General features: G+C 66.3%; 25 protein-coding genes and 1 pseudogene. 11 read left to right on the forward strand and 15 right to left on the reverse strand.

Annotation, left to right across the window (positions count from 1 at the left end; translation table 11 throughout):
- The 3 genes from ACPEES_RS20355 to ACPEES_RS20365 all read right to left on the reverse strand — a co-directional run.
- A partial coding sequence (locus tag ACPEES_RS20355) for an ABC transporter substrate-binding protein (RefSeq protein WP_435105714.1) occupies positions 1-1,065 on the reverse strand: 1,065 nt, incomplete at its 3' end.
- Between the two features lie 35 nt (positions 1,066-1,100).
- Positions 1,101-1,643: a flavin reductase family protein gene (locus ACPEES_RS20360; protein ID WP_435105716.1), complete on the reverse strand. Its 543-nt coding sequence runs from the start codon at positions 1,641-1,643 to the stop codon at positions 1,101-1,103.
- A gap of 12 nt (positions 1,644-1,655) precedes the next feature.
- A complete protein-coding gene (locus tag ACPEES_RS20365; protein WP_435105718.1) occupies positions 1,656-2,738 on the reverse strand; it encodes an LLM class flavin-dependent oxidoreductase in 1,083 nt (360 codons plus the stop codon).
- A gap of 91 nt (positions 2,739-2,829) precedes the next feature.
- Here ACPEES_RS20365 and ACPEES_RS20370 point away from each other — a divergent pair, with 91 nt between their 5' ends.
- Positions 2,830-3,600: an IclR family transcriptional regulator gene (locus ACPEES_RS20370; RefSeq protein ID WP_435105720.1), complete on the forward strand. Its 771-nt coding sequence runs from the start codon at positions 2,830-2,832 to the stop codon at positions 3,598-3,600.
- A 141-nt stretch (positions 3,601-3,741) separates the two neighbouring features.
- On the opposite strand, the gene ACPEES_RS20375 is transcribed toward ACPEES_RS20370, so the two are convergent.
- The 11 genes from ACPEES_RS20375 to paaX form a co-directional block, all read right to left on the reverse strand.
- The gene (locus ACPEES_RS20375) at positions 3,742-4,500 is read right to left on the reverse strand and encodes an alpha/beta fold hydrolase (RefSeq protein ID WP_435105722.1); all 759 of its coding nucleotides are present in this window, start codon (positions 4,498-4,500) and stop codon (positions 3,742-3,744) included.
- A gap of 280 nt (positions 4,501-4,780) precedes the next feature.
- Positions 4,781-5,263, reverse strand: coding sequence for a copper chaperone PCu(A)C (locus ACPEES_RS20380; protein WP_435105724.1), 483 nt, complete (start codon positions 5,261-5,263; stop codon positions 4,781-4,783).
- Positions 5,264-5,374: 111 nt separating this feature from the next.
- On the reverse strand, positions 5,375-5,917 hold the full coding sequence (locus ACPEES_RS20385; RefSeq protein ID WP_435105726.1) for a response regulator transcription factor: 543 nt from the start codon (positions 5,915-5,917) through the stop codon (positions 5,375-5,377).
- Positions 5,914-7,200 carry a sensor histidine kinase gene (locus ACPEES_RS20390; protein ID WP_435105728.1) on the reverse strand — a complete coding sequence of 429 codons (1,287 nt, stop codon included), beginning with the start codon at positions 7,198-7,200 and terminating at the stop codon, positions 5,914-5,916. The genes ACPEES_RS20385 and ACPEES_RS20390 overlap by 4 nt, the downstream gene beginning before the upstream one ends.
- Before the next feature lie 110 nt (positions 7,201-7,310).
- Positions 7,311-8,387, reverse strand: coding sequence for a 1,2-phenylacetyl-CoA epoxidase subunit PaaE (paaE, locus tag ACPEES_RS20395; protein WP_435105730.1), 1,077 nt, complete (start codon positions 8,385-8,387; stop codon positions 7,311-7,313).
- A gap of 34 nt (positions 8,388-8,421) precedes the next feature.
- Positions 8,422-8,928, reverse strand: coding sequence for a 1,2-phenylacetyl-CoA epoxidase subunit PaaD (paaD, locus tag ACPEES_RS20400; protein ID WP_435105733.1), 507 nt, complete (start codon positions 8,926-8,928; stop codon positions 8,422-8,424).
- Positions 8,915-9,673, reverse strand: coding sequence for a 1,2-phenylacetyl-CoA epoxidase subunit PaaC (gene paaC / locus ACPEES_RS20405; protein WP_435105735.1), 759 nt, complete (start codon positions 9,671-9,673; stop codon positions 8,915-8,917). The genes paaD and paaC overlap by 14 nt, the downstream gene beginning before the upstream one ends.
- A gap of 15 nt (positions 9,674-9,688) precedes the next feature.
- Positions 9,689-9,970 carry a 1,2-phenylacetyl-CoA epoxidase subunit PaaB gene (paaB, locus tag ACPEES_RS20410; RefSeq protein ID WP_435105737.1) on the reverse strand — a complete coding sequence of 94 codons (282 nt, stop codon included), beginning with the start codon at positions 9,968-9,970 and terminating at the stop codon, positions 9,689-9,691.
- A gap of 18 nt (positions 9,971-9,988) precedes the next feature.
- A complete protein-coding gene (gene paaA, locus ACPEES_RS20415; RefSeq protein WP_435105739.1) occupies positions 9,989-10,981 on the reverse strand; it encodes a 1,2-phenylacetyl-CoA epoxidase subunit PaaA in 993 nt (330 codons plus the stop codon).
- Positions 10,982-11,162: 181 nt separating this feature from the next.
- Positions 11,163-11,909: an SDR family oxidoreductase gene (locus tag ACPEES_RS20420; protein ID WP_435105742.1), complete on the reverse strand. Its 747-nt coding sequence runs from the start codon at positions 11,907-11,909 to the stop codon at positions 11,163-11,165.
- Positions 11,910-12,283: 374 nt separating this feature from the next.
- Positions 12,284-13,204: a phenylacetic acid degradation operon negative regulatory protein PaaX gene (gene paaX, locus ACPEES_RS20425; RefSeq protein WP_435105745.1), complete on the reverse strand. Its 921-nt coding sequence runs from the start codon at positions 13,202-13,204 to the stop codon at positions 12,284-12,286.
- Positions 13,205-13,617: 413 nt separating this feature from the next.
- Between paaX and ACPEES_RS20430 the strand changes: the two genes are divergently transcribed.
- The 10 genes from ACPEES_RS20430 (at position 13,618) to ygiD (ending at position 23,372) form a co-directional block, all read left to right on the forward strand.
- Positions 13,618-14,493 carry a branched-chain amino acid ABC transporter permease gene (locus ACPEES_RS20430; protein WP_435105748.1) on the forward strand — a complete coding sequence of 292 codons (876 nt, stop codon included), beginning with the start codon at positions 13,618-13,620 and terminating at the stop codon, positions 14,491-14,493.
- A gap of 3 nt (positions 14,494-14,496) precedes the next feature.
- On the forward strand, positions 14,497-15,438 hold the full coding sequence (locus tag ACPEES_RS20435) for a branched-chain amino acid ABC transporter permease (protein WP_435105750.1): 942 nt from the start codon (positions 14,497-14,499) through the stop codon (positions 15,436-15,438).
- 2 nt (positions 15,439-15,440) lie between these two features.
- Positions 15,441-16,202 (forward strand): ABC transporter ATP-binding protein, encoded by a 762-nt coding sequence (locus tag ACPEES_RS20440; protein ID WP_435105753.1) that lies wholly within the window; start codon positions 15,441-15,443, stop codon positions 16,200-16,202.
- 30 nt (positions 16,203-16,232) lie between these two features.
- On the forward strand, positions 16,233-17,555 hold the full coding sequence (locus tag ACPEES_RS20445) for an ATP-binding cassette domain-containing protein (protein ID WP_435105755.1): 1,323 nt from the start codon (positions 16,233-16,235) through the stop codon (positions 17,553-17,555).
- A gap of 179 nt (positions 17,556-17,734) precedes the next feature.
- Positions 17,735-18,901 carry an ABC transporter substrate-binding protein gene (locus tag ACPEES_RS20450; protein WP_435105757.1) on the forward strand — a complete coding sequence of 389 codons (1,167 nt, stop codon included), beginning with the start codon at positions 17,735-17,737 and terminating at the stop codon, positions 18,899-18,901.
- A gap of 105 nt (positions 18,902-19,006) precedes the next feature.
- A complete protein-coding gene (locus ACPEES_RS20455; RefSeq protein ID WP_435105759.1) occupies positions 19,007-19,957 on the forward strand; it encodes an MBL fold metallo-hydrolase in 951 nt (316 codons plus the stop codon).
- A gap of 15 nt (positions 19,958-19,972) precedes the next feature.
- Positions 19,973-21,646: an FAD-dependent oxidoreductase gene (locus ACPEES_RS20460; RefSeq protein ID WP_435105761.1), complete on the forward strand. Its 1,674-nt coding sequence runs from the start codon at positions 19,973-19,975 to the stop codon at positions 21,644-21,646.
- A 27-nt stretch (positions 21,647-21,673) separates the two neighbouring features.
- The gene (locus ACPEES_RS20465; protein WP_435105764.1) at positions 21,674-21,889 is read left to right on the forward strand and encodes a DUF2783 domain-containing protein; all 216 of its coding nucleotides are present in this window, start codon (positions 21,674-21,676) and stop codon (positions 21,887-21,889) included.
- Between the two features lie 54 nt (positions 21,890-21,943).
- On the forward strand, positions 21,944-22,477 hold the full coding sequence (locus ACPEES_RS20470; RefSeq protein ID WP_435105766.1) for an FMN-binding protein: 534 nt from the start codon (positions 21,944-21,946) through the stop codon (positions 22,475-22,477).
- A 106-nt stretch (positions 22,478-22,583) separates the two neighbouring features.
- On the forward strand, positions 22,584-23,372 hold the full coding sequence (gene ygiD / locus ACPEES_RS20475; protein ID WP_435105767.1) for a 4,5-DOPA dioxygenase extradiol: 789 nt from the start codon (positions 22,584-22,586) through the stop codon (positions 23,370-23,372).
- Between the two features lie 170 nt (positions 23,373-23,542).
- On the opposite strand, the pseudogene ACPEES_RS20480 reads toward ygiD, so the two are convergent.
- Positions 23,543-23,734 (reverse strand): annotated as a pseudogene (locus tag ACPEES_RS20480) (IS110 family transposase); the annotation flags it as partial.

The following is a 23,734-nucleotide window of genomic DNA, read 5'->3' on the forward strand; positions in this document are numbered from 1 at the left end:
GCGGAAGATGCCGGTGACGCCCACGTAGCCATCGATGGCCTCCATGGCGTCGCGCACTGCCGCACGATCGGTGGTGCTGACGGCCTTCACCGCTTCCGTGTACAGCATGAGGCCGTCGTAAGCGTAACCGCCGAAGGTAGAGACCGGCTCGTCGAAGCGTGACTCGTAGGCCTGCTTGTAGGCCATCAGGACCGCTTTCTGCGGGTCGTCGGACGGCATCTGCTCGGCGACCAGCAGCGGCGGTGCCGGCAGGCGCACACCCTCGGTGGCGTCCGTGCCGGCGAGCTCGATGAACTTGTTCGAGGCGACACCGTGGGACTGGTAGAGCGGCAGAGCCAGGCCGAGCTGGTGGTAGTTACGCGTCGCGATGGCCGGCCCCTGACCGAAGCCGAATACGAAGATCGCCTGTACGCCCTCGGTATTGGCGATGTGCGTGAGCTGCGCCGACATGTCGGTATCCTTGGGCGCGTAGGTCTCGTCGGCGACGATCTCGATACCGTGATTCCCGGCGATGGCGAGTGCCTGCTTGCGCCCCGAGGATCCGAACCCGCCGCTGCCCGAGAGCAGACCGATCCGCTCGATGCCGCGCTTGCGCATGTCGTCGAATACGCGCGCGGCGGCCATGCGGTCGGTTTGTGGCGTCTTGAACGTCCATTTCCGTGGGGGCTCGATGGGTGCCACAGAGCCGGAGAGGCTGATGAACGGCATGCGGGCGCGTTCCATCACCGGAATCACGGCCATGGTACTGCCGGTAAGCCCGCCGATGATGACATCCACGTTGTCCGAGGTGATCAGGCGTTTGACGAAAGTCCGCGCCTTGGCGGCATTGCCGGCGGTATCGTAGGTGATGAGCTCCAGCTCACGGCCGAGCAGTCCGCCGTTGTCGTTGAGGTGCTCGACGTACTGCTCCAGCGTCTTCTCTTCGGGATCTCCGAGGAAGGAGGCGGGGCCCGTCACGGGCATGAAACCGCCGACGCGTATCGGTTCTTGCGCCTCCGCGGTGCCCAGAGTCAGTCCGATCAGGGCCAGGCCCGCCCACAGCCGGGTCGTGAAACGTCCTCGCATGATGCTCTCCTCTCGAGTGATCTCGTTGTCGTTTATTAGTAACCGGCGGCGCCGGTCGGCTGGGCCTGGTGATAGCGGCCGGTGAGAAAGACCAGCGGATCCCGTTCCGGTTCATGGTCGAATGCTTCCACGCGACCGAGCAGGATGATGTGATCGCCACCGTCGTGGCACAGGTGACGCCGGCACTGGAACCAGGCCAGACAGTCGGCGAGCAGGGGGGCGCCGCCGTGCCCGCGCTGCCACTCCACGCCAGCGAACTTGTCCGGCCGGGGCGTGGCGAAGCGGTTCGACAGCGCCTGCTGCTCGGCCGTGAGCACGTTCACGGCGAAATGCGAGGCTTGCTCGAATGCCGTTCGGCTCGGTGAGCGCCGCGACAGACTCCACAGCACCAGTGGCGGATCCAGGGACACGGACGTAAACGAGTTGACGGTGAGCCCCACCGGCGTATCGCTGTCGGCGAGGGCCGTGACCACGGCGACTCCGGTCGCGTAGCAGCCGAGAGCGTTACGCAGTGCGCGCGGATCGATGGCCTCCCGTGTCGGGGAGGGCGTGTTGCCGGTCGCAGTTGCCGTCACCATGGTGCTCCCCCCTTACGCCGTGGCCTCGCGCCGGAGCCGCTGCTCGACGCGCGGCATCACCTCCTCGGCGATGAGCGTCATCGAGCGTTCTACCGTCTCCGGGGGCATGTGCCCGAAGTTCTGCAGCATCATCACGTGGCGTACGCCCATCTCGTGGAGCTCGACGAGCTTGTCCGCGACCGTCTCCGGCGTACCGAACAGGGACAGACCACTCGCCAGGATGTCGTCGAAGGTCTGCTTCTTCGCGTACAGCCGCGAGTCCACGTAAAGGTCGAAGGGCTTCTCCGTGTTGCGGCGCACGGCCTTGTCGGTCTCGGCGACGTGGGTGTGTAGCGCCAGGATGGCGTCGTCCGGACCCACCGGGCGACCGGCCGCTTCGCGGCCCTCGCGGAAGCTCGTCACCAGCGGCGCGATCTCGTCCCAATCGTCCACCGACGCGTAGGGCACGGACACCAGATCGTGGCCGGCACGGCCGACGTGGTACGCCGCCTCGGCGCGCAGGACGGCCACCTTGATCGGCGGATGCGGCTGCTGCACCGGCGGCACGTTGAGCTGCACACCGTCGAGGTGCTGATACGTGCCCTGGTGCGTGACGCGCTCCCCGGCGAGCAGTCTCTTGACCAGGTCCAGATTCTCGTCGAAACGCTCGCGCTTCTCCGCGCCGTCGATGCCGAAGCCCTCGAACTCGTGCTTGAGATAGCCCGAACCCACGCCCATTACCAGACGCCCGCCGGATAGGCTGTCCAGCATCGCGTAGCTCTCGGCCACCACGCGTGGGTCGTGGAAGGTGAGGATGGAGATGGCCGAGCCGAGCCGAATGCGCTGGGTCTGTGCCGCCAGATGCGCGAGCATCACCGCCGGGTTGGGAACGGCGCCGTACTCGTGAAAGTGGTGTTCGGCGACGAAGAACGTGTCGTAACCCAGGCGGTCGGCGAGTCGGGCCTGGTCGGTGACCTCCTGGTAGAGCTGGGGCACGGTGCGCTTGTGGCCCGGGTAGGCGGTTTCCGGGTAGTGATCCTGCACCGAAAAGATGGAATAGCGCATGGTGGGCGTGTCGTCGCTCGACTGAGTCTGCTGGGTACGTGCGACGGACATGGTCTCCTCCTGTGTTCTGTATAATGTAATTAGTTATGAAAAACGTAATTCCAGGTATCGTATCCGTCAAGCATTCGTGGAGGCGAGGTTGATGAGCGCAGATGAACGGTCCCAGCAGGGCGTGCGTTCGGTGGAGACCGGGCTGGGTCTGGTGGCGGTGTTGGCCGCGGCGGACGGCGGCATGGGGCTTGGTGAGTTGGCCCGAGGGGCCGGGCTTGCGCCGGCGAAAGCCCACCGTTACCTGGTGAGCCTTACACGCGCGGGTCTGGTGGAGCAGCAGCCGGACAGCGGCCGCTATGATCTCGGGCCACTGGCGCTGGAGCTTGGGATGGCCGCCCTGCGGCGGCTCGACCTGGTAAGGCTGGCCGACGCGGCGCTGCACGGTCTGCGCGACGCGCTCGACGAAACGGTGCTATTCGCCGTTTGGGGTAATCGTGGCCCGACAGTGGTGCGCTGGCTCGAGAGCTCCGAGGCGGTGACGGTGAACGTGCGTCTGGGCTCGGTCATGCCGCTGATCAACTCGGCCACGGGCCGCGCATTCCTTGCCTGGGGCGCGCGAGCCGTGGTTCAGCCGTTGCTGGACGCGGAACTTGCCTCCCCGGGTGCGAGGCTGGACGCCGAGGCGGTGGCGTGGCTCATCGAGGCTACCCGCGAGGCGGGTGTGGCGACGGTCTCCGGTGATCTGCTACCGGGCGTTGCCGCCGTCGCGGCACCGGTCTTCGACCATCAGGACGAGATCGCGGGTGCCGTCACGGCGCTGGGCTACGCCGCATCCTTCGACGAGTCAGTCGACGGTACCAATGCACGGGCCGTCAGCGCCGCCGCCGCCGATCTCTCCCGCCGGCTCGGGCACCGGGGGTGAGCATGCGCTGGAGCGCATGAGTCGAAAGTCGAACGTTGCAAGTCCCAAGAGGGTATGGCACCGCGGGCGACGATTGCCACTTTCAACTTCAAACTTTGAACTTTTCACTTACAAAAACGAGTGGCTTCGCCGCGACGTTGTCTACCCGGCCAGGAATGTGTGCAGCCGCGCGGCGAGCCAAGTGGGGGTTTCCACCATGGGATAGTGGCCGGCGCCGTCGACTGTTTCGATGGTGCACGCATTCAGCCAATCCCCCAGTGTCTGCGCCATGACCTCCTCGGTGATGGCGCCGTCGTAGGCGCCGATCAGGGCGAGGAAAGGCGTGTCGCAGCCGTGGAGGGCGCCGGCGAAATCCTCGTCCGCCCAATCGGTGAAGTAGGCGGCGAAAGTGGATTCCTCGCATGCCGAGAACGACCCGCGGCACATGCGTTCCAGCCACAGCTCGCCCAGGCGTGAGCCAGTGGTCACATCGAGAATTGTCCGGCGTGCGTCGGCGTCGTGGGCGGCGGATTCGAAAAGCCGGCGGCCATCGGCGTCGAATGCCACGCCGCTCGCCGGAACCGGTGTGATGCCCACCGCACGCCGGATGCGATCCTCGGCGTAGGTGCACAGCCACTGCGCCGCCTTGCCGCCCATGGAATGGCCCACGACGTTGAATTCGTGCCAGCCCAAGTGATCGGCGACCGCGAGTGCCGCCCGGCCCATACCTTCAACGGAGTGCGGCAGATCGAGGTTTCGGGAGCCGCCATATCCGGGGGCGTCCACCAGGGCGAAGCTGAAGCGTTCACCGTCGAGCCAGGGGTAGAGCGGGCTGTAGCCGGTGTGGTCCGAGAACCAGCCGTGGAGCATAATCACCGGCCGAGGGCCGTCGCCGATGCGGCAATGAGCGGGCAGCGCCATGACCTCGCCTCCTCAGGTCGTCGTTGTGCTTGTCGTTACCGCATTGTGGACGACGGGCGCCGCGTTCGCAGCGGCGAGCGGCGTCTGACCGCGTCGCCACTGCGCCAGGCGCGTCACGCCGGGTAGATGGCGTGTGGGGAGTGTGCCGTTGTCCGCTACCCGCGGCAGCTTCGCTGCATGTCCGCTACGCGAGAACGGGCAACCGGTGCGCACTGCGAATGTCAGCGCCCTGGAGATGGTGATCGGCCCGCCCGGGTCGTGGGGCCGTGCGCGCTAGACGTCAGTGGTGTTTGCCAGCGTGGTCGTTCGTCCGGCCGGTGAGCGGCTCCACGGTGACCTCCACATCGACGTCGCCTGCCTGGGCGAACTCGAGGGTTATGGGAAACCGGTCGCCTTCGGCGAGCGTCTTCTTCAGCCCGGTGAGCATGACGTGGTAGCCCCCGGGTTCGAAGACCAGCGGTCGCTGTGCGGAAACCGGCGCGGTATCCACAGGCTCCATGCGTGCGGTGTCGTTCTCGCGGACAGTGCGGTGCAGCGAGGCGTGGGCGGCTATCGCCTCGTCGACGCTCACACCGGTGAGGTGGTCCGCGGCGCCGTCACTCGTCACGGTGAAGTACACCGCCGCCGACGGTGCGCCCGGCGGCGTCGCCCGTGCCCAGGGGGATTCGATAGTGAGTGCGCCGGCCTCGAAGGAGTGCGCCGCCGCCGCGGTCACTGCGGTGAGCGTAGCGGTGGCGAGCACGGAACGCAGCAGTCGGTGCATGGGATCCTCCCGGAATGCCAGGGTCGTCGTAACCCGGGCATGATACGCCGGTGGCGTCGCGCTATGGGTGTGACCCTTTGTCGCATAGCGACGGCGACGTAGCACACGGCGCTAACGCGGCGAATGCTTGGCGAGCTTGCGCTGCAGCGTGCGCCGGTGCATGCCCAGCGCCCGTGCGGTGGCGGAGATGTTGCCGGCGTACTCGTGGAGTACGCGCTGAATATGTTCCCACTCGGCGCGCTCGGGACTCAGCGGCGTCCAGTCAGGGTCGGCGCTCGCCGACCGCCCCGCGGCGGCCGCCAGCAGTGTCTCGATATCCACGGGTTTGGCGAGGACATCGTCGGCGCCGGCGCGCATGGCGGCGACAGTGGCCGCCACGCTGGCGAAGCCGGAGAGGACCAGAATGCGACTTGCCGGCGCCCCGGCGCGCAGCTCGGGCAGGAGGTCGAGACCCGAGGCCTCGGCGAGGCGCAGGTCGAGGACGATTACCGCCGGCTGCTGGCCGAGGATCGCCTCCCGCGCCTCGGCCGGAGTGCCCACGTGGGTGACGCTGTGGCCGCGCCGCGTCAGCCGCCGTGCCAGGGTGCGGCGGAAAGTCTCGTCATCGTCGATGATGAGCACGGTGAGCATCGTGTGCGCCTGCGCTTTTCTCATGCTGATGGGTTCCGGGCCGGCAGCCGCACTTCGAGCGTTGTCCCGCCGGTCACGTTGCGATAGCAGGTGAGCCGGCCACCGAAGCGCTCCAGGGTACTGTGGGAGAGAAGTACTCCGACGCCGAGCCCGCCATCCTTCGACGACGTCGGGTAAGGGTCGATTTCGAAGTCGGGCGGCAGCCCGGGGCCATCGTCGCTGATTCGCACGCGCACGCCGGGATCGTCGTGTTCGTCACAGCGTTCGGCGGTGAGCTGCACCGGTGCGTCCCCACCGGCTTCGGCAGCATTGTCCAGAAGGTTGAGCAACGCGGCGATCACTGCATGCGGCTCGATGGCAAGTGCCAGGCCACGTGCCGTCTCGGCGAGGTTCACCTCCAGGCGCGTCTCCGGGTTGAGCGCGCGGAAACGCTCGGCAACGCGTGCGATGAGATCGGGCAGCGCCAGTGTCTCGGTTCGGTCATCACGGGCTTCCACGGCAATGCGGCGCAGGCGCAGCAGGGCATTGCGACAGCTCGCGAGCGCCGTCCCGAGCTCGCCGAGGCGCTCGCGGGTCTCGTCGTCGAGGTCAGGTTCCTCGGCCGCTTCTTCGGCGAGCATGAGCGCGGTGGACAGCGGCGTGCTGATCTCGTGACTCGTCACGGCCGCTTCGGTGGCCACGGCGACTACGGCCTCGCGGCGTAACAGCTGTTGGCGCACGCGCTGTATCTCTGCCTCGCGCCGGCGCAACCGTTGTCCGAGAAACAGCAGGCTCGCGCTCAGGAGCACGGCGGTGACGGCAAAGGTTCCCCACATGCCGAGCACGTGCCAGTGGAACAGCGTCGCCATGGAGGCGTTCGGCAGGGGGAGTGGCAGGTGCCAGAGCGCGAGACCGCCATACTGCGCCACGGTCAGGGCCAGCAATGCGGCAACTGCGCCGGCGCCCAGGGTGGCACCGGCGATGGCGAGGGGGACCACCAGCAGCCCCACCAGGGGGTTGGTGGCACCGCCGGTGACCATGAGCCCAGCAGCGAGCGCTGTGGTGTCGACGGCGAGCAGCACGGTAATGGCTGTCGCGCTCGTGGGCCGCAGGCGGTCGAATGCCTGGGCCAGATTCATGGTGAGGACGACGCCGGCGGCGGCGAGACAGACCTGGGTGGCAGGCGTGCTATTCGCCGCCAGGGCGGCGAGAGTGAGGAGCGCGGTAAGCCCCCAGCGCAGGCGCGCGATGAGCCTTGCGGTGGCGGCGAGCTCGGATTCCGTGGCCGTTACGGTGGGCGACTGCGGTCGATGGTCGGTCGTTGGCACGTCGATACCCGATGCCCCCCGCGGGTGCGTCGTTACGCTCAAAGCGTGAGGATACCAACCTGATCGCGCCGTGGTCGGGGGTGCGACGGTGGGTCGCACCCCGTCCGCTGTCAGTCGTCGTAGTCGAGCACTACTCGGTCGGTCACCGGATAGCTCTGGCAGGTGAGCACGTAGCCCGCCTCCACCTCGTAGTCTTCCAGAGCGTAGTTGACGTCCATTTCCACCTCGCCCTCGATCACGCGGGCACGGCAGGTGGAGCAGACTCCGCCCTTGCAGGAGAACGGCAGGTCGGCGCCGGCGGCGAGACCGCCGTCCAGAACGCTGTCGGTGTTGCGCGGCAGCTCGAAGAGCGTCTCCTGGCCGTCGACGCGCACCGCGATCTCGCTCGTCGAGTGATCGGCCTGGAGGTCCTGTACCCGGGCCTCATGGCGCCGCTTGGCTTCGCCCGGCTGGGTGAACAGCTCGAAATGGATCCGCGCCTTCGGCATCCCCTGCTCCTCGAGCGCGGCGGAAACGCCGTGAATCATGGGCTCGGGGCCGCAGATGAACGTCTCGTCCACGTCCTCCAGGTCGATCCAGTGGCGGAAGAGCGCGCGGCACTTGTCGGCGTCGATGCGCCCGTGGAAGAGCTCGATGTCCGTGCGCTCGCGGCTCATCACATGGACGAGGTTGAACCGGCCCATGTAGGTGTTCTTGAGGTCCTCGAGCTCCTCGCGGAAGATCACGCTCGGCGTCGCGCGGTTGCCGTAGACGAGGGTGAAGCGGCTCTCCGGCTCGGTGGCGAGCGCCGTGCGCGCCAGCGACATGACCGGGGTGATGCCGCTGCCCGCAGCGAAGGCCAGATAGTGTTTGGCGTTGTCCGGCTCGAAGGGCACGTTGAAATGGCCCGCCGGGGGCATGACCTCGAGGCGGTCGCCAGCCTTGAGCGCACCGTTTGCGAAGCTGGAGAAGCGTCCGTGGGGTTGCTGCTTGACCGCGACGCGCAGCTCCTCGTCCTGCACGCCGGTGCAGATGGAGTAGGTGCGCATTACCTCCTCGCCGTCGATCCACGTGCGCAGCGCCACGTGCTGGCCGGGTTCGTAGCGATAGGTGTCGCGCAGCTCTTCCGGCACGTCGAAGCGGATGGAAACCGTGTCACGGGTCTCCTGGCGGACGTTGGCGATGGTCAGTTCATGGAATCGGGACATGGGTCGTCTTCTCTCCTCGGTGCCCGCGGTGCGATCAGAGGCACTTGAAGTAGTCGAAGGGCTCCAGGCAGTCGTCGCAGCGGTATTGCGCCTTGCAGGCCGTGGAACCGAACTCGCTCACGCGCGTGGTATTGGTGGAGCCGCACCGGGGACAGGCGACGGCGGGCAGCGGCGCGAACAGCGCGCGCTTGCTCGTCGCCCGCCCGGCCGGTGGTGCGATGCCGTAGGCACGCAGCTTCTCGCGGCCTGCATCGCTCAGCCAGTCGGTGGTCCATGCCGGCGAGAGCTGCTCTTCGACGCGGACGCGCTCGACGCCGTGGGCATGAAGCACGTCCTGTACGCCCTGCTCGATGGTGCGCATGGCCGGGCACCCCGAGTAGGTGGGGGTGATGGTCACGACCAGCTCGTCGCCATCCCAGCGAACGTCGCGCAGGATGCCGAGGTCCTCGATGGTGAGCACCGGGATCTCGGGATCGGTCACCTGTGCCAGCCATTCGCGGGCCTTCCACGGCGCCGGCTGTACGGTGCTACCAGCGCGCATCGGGGTAGGCTCGCGGGAGAAACTGCATCTCGGCGAGCAGGAAGCCCAGGTGCTCACTGTGCTCGCCCTGCTTGCCACCGGACTGCATCCAGCCGTCCTCGGGTCGCCTCAGCGTTGCCTCGGCGAAGACCTCGTCCACTGTCGCCGACCACTGTTCGCGCACCTCGGCAAGATCGGCGCCCACGCCTGCCTGATGCATGGCCTCGTCCAGCGCGTCACCGGTGAACAGCTCCCCAGTGTAGGGCCACAGCCGGTCGACGGCCGCCTGTACGCGCTGGTGGCTTTCGTCGGTGCCGTCGCCGAAGCGGATCATCCATTCGCTGCTGCGCCGGATGTGATAGCCCGCTTCCTTCGCGGATTTCGCCGCAATCTCGGCGACACGCTCGTCCCCGGAGCGGGAGAGCTGTTCCAGCAGGGGCATGTGGAAGGCGTCGAAGAGGAACTGCCGCGCAATGGTGAGCGCGTAGTCCCCGTTCGGCTGCTCCACCAGCAGCGTATTGTGGAAATCCAGCACGTCACGGTGAAACGCGAGGGTGTCGGCGTCGCGCTCGTCTCCCCCGAGCTCGGCGGCGTATTCCAACCATGACTTCGCCTGGCCGATGAGGTCGAGGGACACGTTGGCGGTGGCCATCTCCTCCTCGAGCGCCGGCGCGTGGCCGATCCACTCCGACAGCCGCTGGCCCAGGACCAGCGCGTTGTCGGCGAGGCGCAGCACGTACAGGTAGCGGTTACGATCGTCGCTCATGTCCATGCCTCGCGCTCAGAGGTTCTCGACCTCGTCGGGCACCTCGTAGAAGGTCGGATGCCGATAGACCTTGTCGTCGCTGGGGTCGAAGAGGATCTCCTTGTCCCCGGGCGCGGAGGAGACGATGTCCGCCGAGCGCACCACCCAGATGCTCGCGCCCTCGTTACGCCGGGTGTAGACCTCGCGCGCATTCTCGATGGCCATGGTCTCGTCGGCGGCGTGAATGCTGCCGACGTGTTTGTGCGCGAGCCCGTGCTTGCTGCGGATGAACACTTCCCACAGCGGCCAGTCTTTCATGTCTCGTCCTCCTCGCTGTCAGGCCGCGTGGCGAGCGCGCGCGGCGCGCTTGTCGGCATGGGCCTGAGCGGCCTCGCGTACCCAGGCGCCGTCGTCGTAAGCCCGGCGGCGTGTCTCGATACGCTCGCGGTTGCACGGGCCGTTGCCCTTCAACACGTTCCAGAACTCGTCCCAGTCGATCTCGCCGTAGTCGTAGTGACCGGTTTCTTCGTTCCAAACGAGGTCCGGGTCCGGGACGGTGAGGCCCAGGTACTCGGCCTGGGGCACGGTCTGGTCGATGAAACGCTGGCGCAGCTCGTCGTTGGTGTGGCGCTTGATTTTCCACGCCATGGACTGCTGCGAGTGCACGGAATCGCCGTCCGCCGGGCCGAACATCATCAGGCACGGCCACCACCAGCGGTTGAATGCTTCCTGGGCCATGCGCTTTTGCTCGTCGGTGCCGCGGCAGAGCTCGAGCATGATTTCGTAGCCCTGGCGCTGGTGGAAGCTCTCCTCCTTGCACACGCGCACCATCGCGCGGGCGTAGGGTCCGTAAGAGCACCGGCACAGGGGGATCTGGTTGACGATCGCCGCGCCATCCACGAGCCAGCCGATGGCGCCGATGTCCGCCCAGGTGGGCGTGGGATAGTTGAAGATGCTGGAGTACTTCGCCTTGCCCGAGTGCAGCGCGTCGATGAGGTCCTGGCGCGCGGCGCCCAGGGTCTCGGCGGCGCTGTAGAGGTACAGGCCGTGGCCCGCTTCGTCCTGGACCTTGGCGAGCAGGATCAGCTTGCGGCGCAGGTTCGGCGCACGGGTGATCCAGTTGCCTTCGGGCAGCATGCCCACGATCTCCGAGTGGGCGTGCTGGGAGATCTGACGGATCAGAGTCTGGCGATACTTCTCCGGCATCCAGTCCCGCGGCTCGATGGTGATCTCCTCATCGACCCGCTGCTGGAATTCGCGCTCCAGGCCCTCCAGATCCTCGGCGGACTGGACCTTCTGGCTGCCGGTATCCACGAACTGGCTGTACATGTCGCTCCTCCCCCGGAGGCGGTAGGGCGGGCGAATGCCCACCCGGGGTTACGATCCGGTTATTAGATGATGATACATAACGATCAGGCCTCGTCAATGATTTGTGTCATTTGAAGATGCGCCTTCGAAGGGGAGCCAACGGCCGCGTCCGCCGCGGTCGCCGGCGCGATGCATGATCGCCTCAGTCCGCCTGGATCGTGGGGCGTAGCAGAATCTGGTTGATGTCCACGTGGTCGGGCTGGGTGAGCGAATAGTACACCGCTTCGGCGATGTCCACGGCCCGCAGGATGGGCGATCCCTCGGCATACAGGTTCTCGCGGACCGCCTCGCGTACTCGCTCGTGGGAGATGCCTTCGGGCAGCTCGGTATCCACTGCACCCGGCTGTATGTCGGTCACGCGGATGTTGTAGCGCAGTCCCTCCCGGCGCAGCCCTTCCGAGACGGCGCTGAGGCCGGCCTTGGTGGCGGAGTAGACAGCGGCGCTCGGAAATGTGACACGTGCCGCCACTGAGCTGATATTGATTACGTGTCCCGATTCGCGCTTCGCCATCGCCGGGAGGACCGCGTGAATCGCGTACAACGCCCCGCGCAGGTTGACGTCGATCATGCGCTCCCACTCGTCCACGCGGCCGCTCAGCAGCGGAGACAGGGGCATGATGCCCGCGTTGTTCACGAGCGCGGAGACGCCGCCGAGGTCCTCCAGCTCGTCGCCGACGCGGGTGACACTGTCCTTGTCGGTGACATCCATGGGCAGGGTGTGTGCCTTGCCGCCGCGCTCGCCGATCGCGTGCTCGATTTCCTTGAGTTGCTCGGCACGTCGCGCGGACAAGGCGACGGTGGCTCCGGCGTCGGCGAGGCGCTTGGCCGTCGCTTCGCCGATGCCGCTGCTGGCGCCAGTGATCCAGATGAGCTTGCCGTTGAGTTCCATGGTCGATGCTCCGTGGTCGCGGGTTTCGAGTGGCAGGATTCGAGTTGAATGAGGGGGCGTCGCGGCGAAGCCGCTCGCCAGTGAAAAGTTCGAAGTCGAAAGTAGCGCGTTCGCACCGTGGTGCCGTTACCGTGCGCGATTCGGTACCTGAAACGTGTGCCCCGACGTGCTGACGAACGGCCTGCGGCCGTGATGCGTCCATACCGGTCACGGGTTCGCTGCCGCTCGCCTGTCGCCGGCCTACGGCGCAGCTCCTCCATGCTGAAATCTTAGTTCTTACTGGTGTTTGGCAACGGCATGGCGATTGCCGCCGCGCGACTTCCAGCTTGCCATTTGCAACTTGCGACTGCCGCAGCGCGGCTCCACCGCGTCGCTCACAGTCCGCCGAAGCGGCGGTAGAAGTAGGGAGCCGGCTCGGGCAACGGCCCCTCCGCGGTCTGCAGGTGGTCGCTCAGGTATTGCTCCGCCTGGGCGTAGGTGGCGCGGTAGAGGTTGCGGCACAGCAGTCGCGCGGCGGCGCCGTGCCAGTCGCCGGGGAGCACGTCGTCGGGGAGCTGCGGGTCGCGCAGCAGCAGCCGTCGCACTTCGTGGATGAGCAGCGTGCGGACCAGGAAGCATTGCTGCGGGTCGAGGCGCTTGGCGGAGCGCACGGCGCGCCACACGGGTCGAAAGCGGTCGAGGAACTCCTCGTACTCCACGGCGAGCTGATCGAGGTTCCAGCAGTCGCGGACCAGGCGGTTGAGTGGCCGTGACGTGGGCAAGCCGTCGTTGCGGGCGTGCATCACGATGACCTCGCCCTGCACGTCCAGATCCTGGAGCGCGGCGGTGAGCGCATCATTCGGCGGAAGCGGATGCGCCATGACACCGGGGGCGAAGGCGCCGAAGCCGAGCGTGGCCAGCTCCTTGCGCAGTGCTTCGCGGCGGTCGTTGTTCACCTCGGAGGTGATCACCAGCGTCCATTCGCCGTTCCACGGCAGGTGCGGTTCTGCGTAGACGCGCTGGTAGGCGCGCTCGAAGCTGCGCCAGCCGCTGCGGGTGAGGCTGTAGTAGCTGCGACGGCCGATTTGCTCGGACGTTAGCCAGCGTTCCTTGGAAAGCCGGTATACCGAGGTGCGCACCAGCCGCTGGTTGAGGCCGAGGGGCTCGAGTACCCGGATCAGGCTGCCGAGCCACACTGTGCCCCCGCGCGGCGCGATGGCGTCGCCGTAGACCGTGATGATCAACGAGCCGGCGCGCATCGGCCGGCGGCTGCGGAACTCCTCGATGAGCTCGTCGATGACTTTGGAGCGTGCCATGGGGTGCCCTTTGTATCACGTCGTCAGCCCGTGTCGCGAGATGCTTTCACGGGACGATCATATTTTGATACTTTTCAAAGACCGTATTTTACGGTATCTGTATCGCGATGCACGCATCCGGTGCCGGCTGTAAACGATTTGGATCAAAAATAAAGGCCGGACTACCCTTGCGGTAAAGCGGGCTGCCGCTCGCGCGCCACAACGCAGCCCGACGCGCTACGCCCAGTCAATCGCACGGGGTCGGCAACCCCGCCGGGGAGGAGATTCATGCAGGCAGCGATCATCGCGCCAACCCACCTAGTGTCCTGGGACGGAAGTTCGTTGTATCCCGGCGCGTCGTGGCGCCGCTGAGTTCTATTGTCCAGTTCGGTCTGCATCGTGCGTGGTGAGTGTCGCACGTTGAGGGGAGAGCCATGTTCGGCGAGTTTCTGCAGTACCTGTTCTCGGGACTGACCACCGGCGCGACGTACGCCCTGGTCGGTCTCGGGTTCGCGATTATCTATAATGCCAGCCACGTGATCAATTTCGCCCAGGGCGAGTTTCTCATGATCGGCGGCATGGGCACGGTCATGATCATGGCCGCCGGTGTGCCCATGCCGCTGGCGATTCTCGCGGCGGTTGCGCTGGCGGTGGTGGCAGGCGTACTGCTCGAGAAGTTCGCCATCGAGCGGGCGGGCAGTGCCGAGATCGTGCCGCTGATCATCATCACCATCGGCGCCTCTCTGGTGCTGCGCGGGCTCGCCCAGTATTTCTGGGGCAAGGCCTACCACGCCGTGCCTGCGTTCAGCGGGGACGAACCGATTCGTGTCATGGGTGCGACATTGCTGCCCCAGAGTCTTTGGGTGCTGGGGATCGGCGCCGTGCTCGTTGTCGCGCTCGCGTTCTTTTTCAATCGTACGCTCACCGGCAAGGCGATGCTGGCGGTCTCCCATAACAAGGATGCCGCGCGCATGGTGGGGATCAATCCACGCCTGGTGCTGATGCTCGCGTTTGCCCTGGCGGCAGCGCTGGGGGCCATCGCCGGTGTCGTCTCGGCCCCCATCACCCTGACCTCGTATGACGTCGGCATCATGCTGGGGCTCAAGGGCTTCGTGGCGGCGGTCCTCGGTGGGCTCGGCAGCGCCGTGGGCGCGGTTGCCGGCGGTCTGTTGCTGGGCCTCATGGAGGCGATGGCCGCGGGTTACATCTCCTCCGATTACAAGGATGCCGTGCCCTTCGTGATCATCCTGCTGGTGTTGTTCTTCATGCCGAGTGGCCTGTTCGGCAAGCGTGGAACGGAGCGCGTCTGAATCATGTGGAATCGTTTGCAAAGCCCGTACGCCGGTCTGCCCGTGCTCGCCGTGGTGCTGGTGGCGCTGCCGCTGGTGTTTACCAACCCCTATCACTATGACGTCGCCATCCACATTCTCATCAACGCGGTGGTCGCGGTGGGGTTGAATCTGCTGATTGGCTACGCCGGCCAGATAAGTCTCGGGCATGCCGGCTTCTACGGTCTCGGCGCCTACGTGACCGGTATCCTGAGCGGGGTCTACGGTTGGCATCCGTTACTGTCCATCGTGGCCGCGCTGATTGTCGTGGGCGTGCTTGCCTTCGTCGTGGCGCGGCCCATCCTGCGCCTGTCCGGACACTACCTGGCGATGGCCACGCTCGGCCTGGGCATTCTCATCTCCATCGTGATCTCCACCGAGGGCTGGCTCACGGGTGGGCCCGACGGCATGATCGTGCCGGCGATCAGCCTCTTCGGCTGGGAGCTTTTCGGCGAGACGAAGTGGTACTGGGTCATGGCCGCGTTGCTGGTGCTGGCGGTGTGGCTCGCGCTGAACCTCGTCGACTCGCCGGTGGGGCGCGCTCTGCGGGCCGTGCACGGCTCCGAGGTCGCCGCCCAGGTGGCGGGTGTGAACACCAGCAACTACAAGGTGCTGATCTTCGTCGTCTCGGCGGTGTTCGCCGCCCTCATGGGAACCGCCACGGCTCACTATTCGGGGTTCATCACCCCGGATCTTGCCGGCTTCTTCCATTCCATCGAGTTCGTGACCATGGTCGTGCTCGGCGGCATGGCCTCGACCTACGGCGCGCTCATCGGCGCAGTAATCCTGACATTGCTGCCGCAGTTGCTTACCGGTTTCGACGACCTGGAGATCGTGATCTTCGGCGCGATCCTGATGAGCGTGATGATTTTCATGCCGCGGGGCCTGGTGCCCACCGTCGCGGCCCGGCTTCGCAGGGAGGGGTAGAGATGACCGCGCTGATGACCGTGGACGGCCTCACGAAGTCGTTCGGTGGCGTGCAGGCCATCGCCAACCTGTCCTTCGAGATTCGCGAGGGCAGCATCCATTCAGTGATCGGGCCCAACGGCGCCGGCAAGACGACGTTGTTCAACCTGATCACCGGGCTGTACACGCCCACCGGCGGGCGTATCACCTTCTCGGACCAGGATACCCGCGGCATGGCGCCACATGAGCTGGCGCGCCTGGGCATGAGTCGCACGTTCCAGAACCTGCAGGTCTGCATGAACATGTCCGCCATCGAGAACGTCATGGTGGGTAATCACCTGCGCCTCGACCGCCGATTCCTGCCGGCGTTGCTGCGGTTGCCGTCGGTGATTCGCGGCGACCGCCGCTGCCGCGAGTACGCTGCGGAGCTGATGGAATTCGTGGGGCTCGCGCGGTATGTGCGCAGCAACGCCGACAGCATGTCCTACGGCGCATTGAAACGCCTCGAGATCGCCCGTGCGCTCGCCGCGGAGCCGAGAATGCTGCTCCTCGACGAGCCCGCTGCCGGTCTCAACGCCAACGAGACCGCGGAGATCGACGATCTCATAAAGAAGGTGGCTGACAGCGGCGTGACGGTGGTGCTCGTCGAGCACGATATGAAGCTCGTCATGAACATCTCCGAGCACATACTTGTACTCAACTACGGCAGGAAGCTCGCCGAGGGCACGGCCGCCGAGATTCGGCACGACCCCGAGGTGATCTCGGCCTATCTGGGCGCCGCTTAGGGCCTGCTTGCCCATGAGGGAAGGACAGACATGACCGACGCAATCGCTGTCATCCAACGCGAGCACAACGGTATCTGGCGGGTGCTGGATACCGCCGATGCCCTCGTGCGCGAGTATCGCGAGGCCGGTGAACGGCCTGATCGCGCTCTGTTCGCCACGATGTTCGACTACATAGAGCTCTACGCCGACCGCGTTCATCACCCCAAGGAGGACGACTATCTCTTCCGCCTGCTGCGCAAGCGCGAGCCGGGGCTCAGTGAAGTGCTCGACGAGCTCGAGGCTCAGCACGAGGAGGGGCCGGCGCTTGTGGCCGAGGCCCGAGCGTCGCTGGAGGCGCACGTGGCGGCCTATCCGGAAGGCCGTGAGCGTTTCGAGCAGGCCGTCGGGCGTTTCGTCGAGTTCGAGCGCGCCCATCTGCGGCGCGAGGAGTCGGACGTGATTCCTGTCGCCCGCCGTGTGTTCACCGACGAGGACTGGCGGGAGGTCAATCGTGCGTTCGCCGACAATGACGATCCGTTGTTCGGTGAGCAGCAGACCGAGGCTTTCCAGGCGCTCTACCGCCAGATCGTGAACTACGCGCCCACCCCCATCGGCCTCGGGATGACGCATGCCGAAGCCGGGGAGGTGCCGGAACGGGCGGCGGAGAACCTGCTGGAGGTGACCGGGCTCGATACCCACTACGGCCGCATTCAGGCGTTACGGGAAGTGGACTTGGTGGTTCCGCGGGGGCGTATCGTCGCGCTCGTCGGAGCCAACGGCGCCGGGAAAACGACCCTGCTGCGCACGATCTCGGGCCTGCAGCCGGCTACCCGCGGGGTCGTGCGGTACGCCGGACAGGACGTCACGACGATGCCCGCCGAGCGCCGCGTTGCCGAGGGCATTGCCCAGGTGCCGGAGGGCCGGCAGGTATTCGGGCCGATGAGCGTGGCCGACAACCTCATCCTCGGTGCGTACACGCGTGGCCGCAAGCAGGAAGTGCGACAGGATCTGGAACACGTCTACGAGCTCTTCCCGGTCCTCGCCGAGAAGCGCCACCAGGCGGCCGGTACGCTCTCGGGCGGTCAGCAGCAGATGCTCGCCATCGGCCGCGCGATGATGACCCGGCCGCGGTTGATCCTGCTCGACGAGCCCAGCATGGGGCTTGCCCCGCTGCTGGTCGCGGAAGTTTTCCGTACGGTCGAGCGCCTGCGCGAGGAGGGCATTACCGTCTTGCTCGTGGAGCAGAACGCCTCCGGGGCGCTCGCGATCGCGGATCGGGGCTACGTGCTCGAGACCGGCGGCATCACCCTGTCGGGCAGTGGCGCGGAGCTGCTTGCCGATGAGGGCGTGCGCCGGGCCTACCTGGGTATGTAGCGATGAGTCGCCGGCCTTGGGCTGAAGAGCCGGTACTTGACAATGATTTCGATCAAAAATAGTTTCGACGCTGGTGGCGGTGCCGATCACCGACCGCCCGCGACGAGCAGCGCGATGGGTCGTCACCCCGGCGGCGCCATCGGTATCACCGCCTCGCGCGGCAGCAGGAGGAGTGCAAAATGTTGCGAGCAGTATTGAAAAGGGCAGGCCTAGTCGCCGGTGTCGCCGGCATGGTGATCGGTGGTCTGTCGCCCGCCACCGCACAGGACGGGCCGATTCGCATCGGCAGCTTCCTGGCGGTCACCGGTCCCGCCTCATTCCTGGGGGATCCCGAGCTCAAGACCCTTGAGCACTGGATCGGTAAAATCAACGAAGAGGGCGGTATCAACGGCCGCCAGCTGGAGCTGGTGCACTACGATACCGCCGGCAACGCCGGCAAGGCGCGCACCTTCGCCAAGCGTCTGGTCACCTCCGACCAGGTGGATCTGATCGTCGGCGGTACCACCACCGGCACCACCATGGCCGTGGTTCCGCTGGTGGAGCGTTACCAGATTCCCTTCATATCCCTCGCCGGCGGCGTGTCCATCATCGACCCGGTCAAGAAGTGGGTGTTCAAGACCCCGCACACCGACCGCATGGCTGCCCGCAAGATCCTCGAGGACATGCAGAGCCGCGGCATCACGAAGATCGGTCTGATCTCCGGTACCGGAGGATTCGGCAAATCCGGGCGGGAACAGACCATGAACGTGGTGGGCGACTATGACGTCGAGATCATCGCCGACGAGACCTACGGCCCCAACGACACGGACATGACCGCGCAGCTGACCAATATCGCCAACACCGACGGGGTCGAGGCGATTCTGAACTTCGGCTTCGGTCAGGGGCCGGCGATCGTCACCCGCAACTATGACCAGCTCGGGCTGGATCTGCCGTTCTACCAGTCCCACGGCGTGGCCTCGAAGAAGTTCATCGAGCTCGCCGGCGAGGCCGCCAATGGGGTCCGCTTGCCCGCAGCTGCACTGCTCGTGGCCGAGAAATTGCCCGACGACGACCCGCAGAAGCCCGTGGTCACCGCCTACAAGAGCGAGTACGAGGCAACGTTCAACGAGTCCGTCTCCACTTTCGGCGGTCACGCCTACGATGGTCTTATGATCGCCGTGAACGCCATCGAGCAGGCGGGTACCACCGACAAGGCCGCAGTGCGTGACGCCATTGAGAATACCTCCGGTCTCATGGGCACCGGCGGTGAGTTCAACATGGGGCCGGAGGATCATCTCGGTCTCGATCTCACGGCCTTTCGCATGCTCGAGATCCGCAACGGTGACTGGGTGCTGACCAACGAGTGAATGACTGCCCGCCTGGGGCCCGGCCCCAGGCGCACCGACATCCCCGCGCTTCGCCGGTAACGGCGAAGCCTGTTTCTCCCCCCCGCAACGCTGGAGAGTGCTGCCATGGCCAAAGAGTTCGCTTCCGCAGGCGATATGACGCCCAAGGAAATCACCTTCGAGGAGCTGGCGCCCGGCGCCTACGCCTATACCGCCGAGGGTGACCCCAACACCGGCATCATCGTGGGCGACGACGGCGTCATGGTGATCGATGCCCAGGCTACCCCGTTGATGGCCGAGGAAGTGATCAAGCGCGTCCGCCAGGTCACTGACAAGCCCATCAAGTACGTGATGCTCACGCACTATCATGCCGTGCGCACGCTGGGCGCTTCCGCTTACGGCGCCGAGCAGATACTCGCCAGCCGCGATACCTACGATTTGATCGTCGAGCGCGGCGAGCAGGACTGGGCCTCGGAGCTCGGCCGTTTCCCGCGTCTGTTCCAGGGCGCAGATACCATTCCGGGGCTGACCTGGCCGACGGTGGTCTTCGAGGGCCACATGACGTTGTGGGTGGGTGAGCGTCGTGTCGAGATCATGCAGCTCGGCCGTGGTCACACCAAGGGCGATACCGTGGTGTGGCTGCCTGACGATAGGGTGCTGTTCAGCGGTGATCTGGTGGAGTATGGCGCCACGCCCTACACCGGCGACGCCTACCATCGCAACTGGCCGGATACCCTGGGGCGCCTGCGCGACCTCGCTCCCAAGGCCCTGGTTCCCGGCCGCGGCGAAGCGTTGAAGGGGGCCGACGAATGCGAGCGGGCCATCGCGGGCACCCAGGCGTTCGTCACCGATCTGTATCAGGGCGTGAAGCGTTGCCGGGATGCCGGCAAGGACCTGAAGGCCACCTACGACGAGGTCGTGGCCGAGTTGCAGCCCAAGTACGGGCACTGGGTCATCTTCGAGCACTGCATGCCGTTCGATGTGACCCGCGCCTACGACGAGGCCGGTGACTATCCCGACCCCCGTATCTGGACCGCCGAGCGCGATCGCGAGATGTGGGAAGCCCTCGCGGGTTGAACGGGGAGGATCACCATGCCCACTTCTCATGAGTGCCCCGTATTCGAATACCATCGCTCGCCGGATCAGGACGCCGCGGAGCCGGTCCGGCACCCGGTGGTGGTCGTCGGGGCCGGTCCCATCGGCCTCGCTGCGGCCATCGATCTTGCCCAGCGCGGCCGACCGGTGGTGCTACTGGAGGCGGGCGATGGGGTGAGCGAGGGCTCGCGGGCGATCTGCTTCGCCAAGCGTACCCTGGAGGTATTCGACCGCCTCGGTGGCGCCCAGCGCATGGTGGACAAGGGCATTACCTGGAACCTGGGGCGGGTGTTTTTCGGCAACCGGGAAGTCTACAGCTTCAATCTCCTGCCCGAGGAGGGACACCGCCGCCCCGCGTTCATCAACCTGCAGCAGTACTACGTCGAGGAGTTTCTCATCGAGCGGCTTCAGGCACTGCCGGACGCCGACATCCGCTGGCGTAACGAGGTCACCGCCGTCGCCGAGGATGACGATGGCGTCCACCTCACGGTGGCGACTCCCGAGGGCGATTATCGCCTGGTCGCCGACTACCTCATTGCCGCGGACGGGGCGCGCAGCCCCGTCCGCCATATGCTCGGGCTGAAGGCGGAAGGACAGGTCTTCCGTGACCGTTTCCTGATCGCCGACGTGGTGATGCACGCGGATTTTCCCACCGAGCGCTGGTTCTGGTTCGACCCGCCGTTTCATCCGGGCCAGTCGGTACTGCTGCACCGGCAGGCGGACAACGTCTTCCGGATCGATTTCCAGCTCGGCTGGGAGGCCAATCCCGACGAGGAGCGCAAGCCCGAGCGGGTGATCCCGCGCATTCGCGCGATGCTGGGTGACGGCGTCGATTTCGAGCTGGAGTGGGTGAGTGTCTACACGTTCCAGTGCCGGCGTGTCGCCAGCATGCGCCCGAGTCCGCGCATTCTGTTCGCCGGCGATGCGGCGCACCAGGTCTCGCCCTTCGGCGCCCGCGGCGCCAACAGCGGGGTGCAGGACACTGACAACCTGGCCTGGAAGCTCGACCGGGTGCTCGCCGGGCGCGGCGGTGACGCGCTGCTGACGAGCTACGATTACGAGCGCACCGTCGCCGCCGACGAGAACATCCTCAATTCCAGCCGCAGCACGGACTTCATTACGCCCAAGAGTCCAGTGAGCCGCGCGTTTCGCGACGCCACGCTGATGCTCGCCGAGGACTATCCATTCGCGCGCCGTCTGGTCAACAGTGGCCGCCTGTCCGTGCCCACCGTGCTCAGGGATTCGCCGCTCAACACCCCCGACGGAGACACTTTCGACGCCCGGGTGGTGCCGGGCTCGCCGTGCCCGGATGCGCCGGTGCGTACCGATACGGGTGATGACTGGTTGCTCGGTCACCTGGGCGGCGAATTCACATTGCTGGCCTTTGCCGACGATGCCGGTGGTCCATCGACATCGCTTCGTGCCTCCATCGAGGCGGTACGTGAGTTCGAGCCACCGTTGCGCGTCGTCGTGGTGGGTAAGGGGGCAACGGGCACGGGTGAGGCGGTGCGTGTCGAGGATACCGAGGGCCTGGTGGCGCAGCGTTACGACGGCCGCCCGGGGACCGTCTACCTGCTGCGGCCGGATCAGCACGTTGCCGCCCGCTGGCGGCATCTCGTGCCCGAGCGCGCGAACGCCGCTATCCAGCGGGCGTGTGCGCTGGACGCGTGATCCGACGGCTGTACGAGGAGGAGAGCCATGCCAATGGAACATTTGCACGTGGATCCCCGGCTGGAGCGCGGCGACGACTTCTACGAAGCGCTCATGGATATGCACCGGGATCTGTCGGAGGAAGAGAGCCGCCTGGCCAACGCCAAGCTCATTCTGCTGCTCAGCAACCATATCGGTGATATCGACGTCCTCACCGAGGCCATGCGCATCGCCCGGGAAGGGGTGGCCGCCAACGGCGCCTGAGCGGATGTGTCGCGGGCAACGGTAGCCGCCCGAGTCCTGTGGGCGGCCGCTGTGGTGGGTGCTGTCGCCACCGTGGCCGTGTTCGCGGCCACGGTGGCGGAGTGGGCATTGCGCGGCGAGATCGCGCGGGCGTCGCAGAAGGCGATGAATCTGCGACTGGATGCCTTGCTGGATGGCCGGTGTCAACGCTTGCGGGTCGTGCGGCGATGCCCGGGGCGGCCGGGCGGCATCCCCGCATTGCGCGTGAGCGTCCTGTGCGCCAGTGAGACCCTCGACGTGGTCGAGACGGCCGTCAACGGGATGCACGGGACAGTGCGGCTGCGCATGGCGGTGGATGGTGACGGAGAAATCGTCGCGCTCGCGATTCCCGAGCACCATGAGCAGATCGGCTTGGGGCGTACCCTCGGGGAGGCCGGACTGACCCGTCGGCTCGTGGGACACGGCCTGGGCGATCCGCCCGACGAGCAGTGGCGGCTGGTGCGTGAAGGTGGCCGTTTCGACGCCATTACCGCGGCCACTGTCACATCGCGGGCGATCGTCGACGGTGCTCGTGAGCTCCTGCAAGCCATGCCGCTGGGCTGCCGGTGATCGTGAGCTGTTCGCACTTGAGTATCGCCCGCTACGCCTCCCCCTACCATCGACGTCTCGGGTGCTCCACACTTGCGGTGAATGCCTCCACTGAGAGGTGAGGCTCATGAGTGACGTCTCCAGCCCCATGCCGGCCGTGTTCATCGGGCACGGCAACCCCATGAATGCTCTCGGCGATAACCGCTACAGCCGTGCCTGGCGCGCGCTGGGCGATCGCCTGCCCCGGCCGCGGGCGATTCTCAGCATCTCGGCGCATTGGTACACCCATGGAAGCTTCGTCACCACCAGCCCGCGGCCCCGAACGATTCACGACTTTCGCGGATTTCCGCAGCCGCTCTACGAAGTGAGCTACCCGGCGCCGGGGGATCCCGGGCTCGCCGAACGGGTGCGCGGGTTGCTCGGGCCGGAGGCGGTGCGCGGCGACCGGTCCTGGGGCCTGGATCACGGGAGCTGGTCCGTCCTGGTGCATGCCTATCCGCAGGCCCGGGTACCGGTGGTCCAGCTCAGCATCGATGCCGATGCCCCGGGGTGGCAGCACTATGAGCTCGGCCGTTGCCTGGCGCCATTGCGGGACGATGGTGTGCTCGTCATCGGCAGCGGCAACGTCGTGCACAACCTGCGCACCATGAACTGGGACGAAGCAGCCCCAGCGCTACCGTGGGCACAGCGGTTCAACGAGCTGGTGCGTGAGTGTCTCGTCCACAGCGATCACGAGGCGCTGTGCGACTGGCACGCCCTGGACCACGCGGATCAGGCCGTGCCCACGCCGGACCACTATCTCCCGCTACTCTACGTGATCGGGCTACAGCGGGATGCGGAGTCCGTGAGCTTCCCGGTGGACGGCATCGAGCATGGCTCCGTCGGGATGCTCAGTGTGGTCGTCGGGGGGAAGTGAAAGTTCGAAGTTCCAAGAGGAAGGTTCCGAGTCTGGTTCCGAGTCTGGGTTCCGGGTCCGGGCCCTGGGCCGACAACCTCAGATCCGTGACACGATCGGTGCTGCTTGCCACTCCTCCTATCTAACATCCCTTAACCCTTTGTTTTCCAAGGGGTGTGTATTGACCGTTTTCAGGCGATCTCGACCACGGCCAAGCCGAGTTTGTGGGCCTTGCGTTGCAAGGCGCGGAGCTGGCGATCATGGCGATGTGCCTCGAAGGTGGCGATGCCTTGCTCGATATAGGCCTGGCCTTGGGTGAGCAGAGCGTAGATCAGCCGTGCGAGCTGGTGGGCGGTGGCTTTGACGGCTTTGGCGGTATCCAT

Origin of the sequence: Arhodomonas sp. AD133 (genome assembly GCF_051195215.1) — a bacterium.
Taxonomy (GTDB): Bacteria; Pseudomonadota; Gammaproteobacteria; order Nitrococcales; family Nitrococcaceae; genus Arhodomonas.

What these genes read in the sequence shown, in the direction of transcription:
- ACPEES_RS20360 (WP_435105716.1), bottom strand. Translation starts at nt 1,643, where the DNA reads ATGGTGACGGCAACTGCGACCGGCAACACGCCCTCCCCGACACGGGAG.
- ACPEES_RS20365 (WP_435105718.1), bottom strand. Translation starts at nt 2,738, where the DNA reads ATGTCCGTCGCACGTACCCAGCAGACTCAGTCGAGCGACGACACGCCC.
- ACPEES_RS20370 (WP_435105720.1), top strand. Translation starts at nt 2,830, where the DNA reads ATGAGCGCAGATGAACGGTCCCAGCAGGGCGTGCGTTCGGTGGAGACC.
- ACPEES_RS20375 (WP_435105722.1), bottom strand. Translation starts at nt 4,500, where the DNA reads ATGGCGCTGCCCGCTCATTGCCGCATCGGCGACGGCCCTCGGCCGGTG.
- ACPEES_RS20380 (WP_435105724.1), bottom strand. Translation starts at nt 5,263, where the DNA reads ATGCACCGACTGCTGCGTTCCGTGCTCGCCACCGCTACGCTCACCGCA.
- ACPEES_RS20385 (WP_435105726.1), bottom strand. Translation starts at nt 5,917, where the DNA reads ATGAGAAAAGCGCAGGCGCACACGATGCTCACCGTGCTCATCATCGAC.
- paaE (WP_435105730.1), bottom strand. Translation starts at nt 8,387, where the DNA reads ATGTCCCGATTCCATGAACTGACCATCGCCAACGTCCGCCAGGAGACC.
- paaD (WP_435105733.1), bottom strand. Translation starts at nt 8,928, where the DNA reads ATGCGCGCTGGTAGCACCGTACAGCCGGCGCCGTGGAAGGCCCGCGAA.
- paaC (WP_435105735.1), bottom strand. Translation starts at nt 9,673, where the DNA reads ATGAGCGACGATCGTAACCGCTACCTGTACGTGCTGCGCCTCGCCGAC.
- paaB (WP_435105737.1), bottom strand. Translation starts at nt 9,970, where the DNA reads ATGAAAGACTGGCCGCTGTGGGAAGTGTTCATCCGCAGCAAGCACGGG.
- paaA (WP_435105739.1), bottom strand. Translation starts at nt 10,981, where the DNA reads ATGTACAGCCAGTTCGTGGATACCGGCAGCCAGAAGGTCCAGTCCGCC.
- ACPEES_RS20420 (WP_435105742.1), bottom strand. Translation starts at nt 11,909, where the DNA reads ATGGAACTCAACGGCAAGCTCATCTGGATCACTGGCGCCAGCAGCGGC.
- paaX (WP_435105745.1), bottom strand. Translation starts at nt 13,204, where the DNA reads ATGGCACGCTCCAAAGTCATCGACGAGCTCATCGAGGAGTTCCGCAGC.
- ACPEES_RS20430 (WP_435105748.1), top strand. Translation starts at nt 13,618, where the DNA reads ATGTTCGGCGAGTTTCTGCAGTACCTGTTCTCGGGACTGACCACCGGC.
- ACPEES_RS20435 (WP_435105750.1), top strand. Translation starts at nt 14,497, where the DNA reads ATGTGGAATCGTTTGCAAAGCCCGTACGCCGGTCTGCCCGTGCTCGCC.
- ACPEES_RS20440 (WP_435105753.1), top strand. Translation starts at nt 15,441, where the DNA reads ATGACCGCGCTGATGACCGTGGACGGCCTCACGAAGTCGTTCGGTGGC.
- ACPEES_RS20445 (WP_435105755.1), top strand. Translation starts at nt 16,233, where the DNA reads ATGACCGACGCAATCGCTGTCATCCAACGCGAGCACAACGGTATCTGG.
- ACPEES_RS20450 (WP_435105757.1), top strand. Translation starts at nt 17,735, where the DNA reads ATGTTGCGAGCAGTATTGAAAAGGGCAGGCCTAGTCGCCGGTGTCGCC.
- ACPEES_RS20455 (WP_435105759.1), top strand. Translation starts at nt 19,007, where the DNA reads ATGGCCAAAGAGTTCGCTTCCGCAGGCGATATGACGCCCAAGGAAATC.
- ACPEES_RS20460 (WP_435105761.1), top strand. Translation starts at nt 19,973, where the DNA reads ATGCCCACTTCTCATGAGTGCCCCGTATTCGAATACCATCGCTCGCCG.
- ACPEES_RS20465 (WP_435105764.1), top strand. Translation starts at nt 21,674, where the DNA reads ATGCCAATGGAACATTTGCACGTGGATCCCCGGCTGGAGCGCGGCGAC.
- ygiD (WP_435105767.1), top strand. Translation starts at nt 22,584, where the DNA reads ATGAGTGACGTCTCCAGCCCCATGCCGGCCGTGTTCATCGGGCACGGC.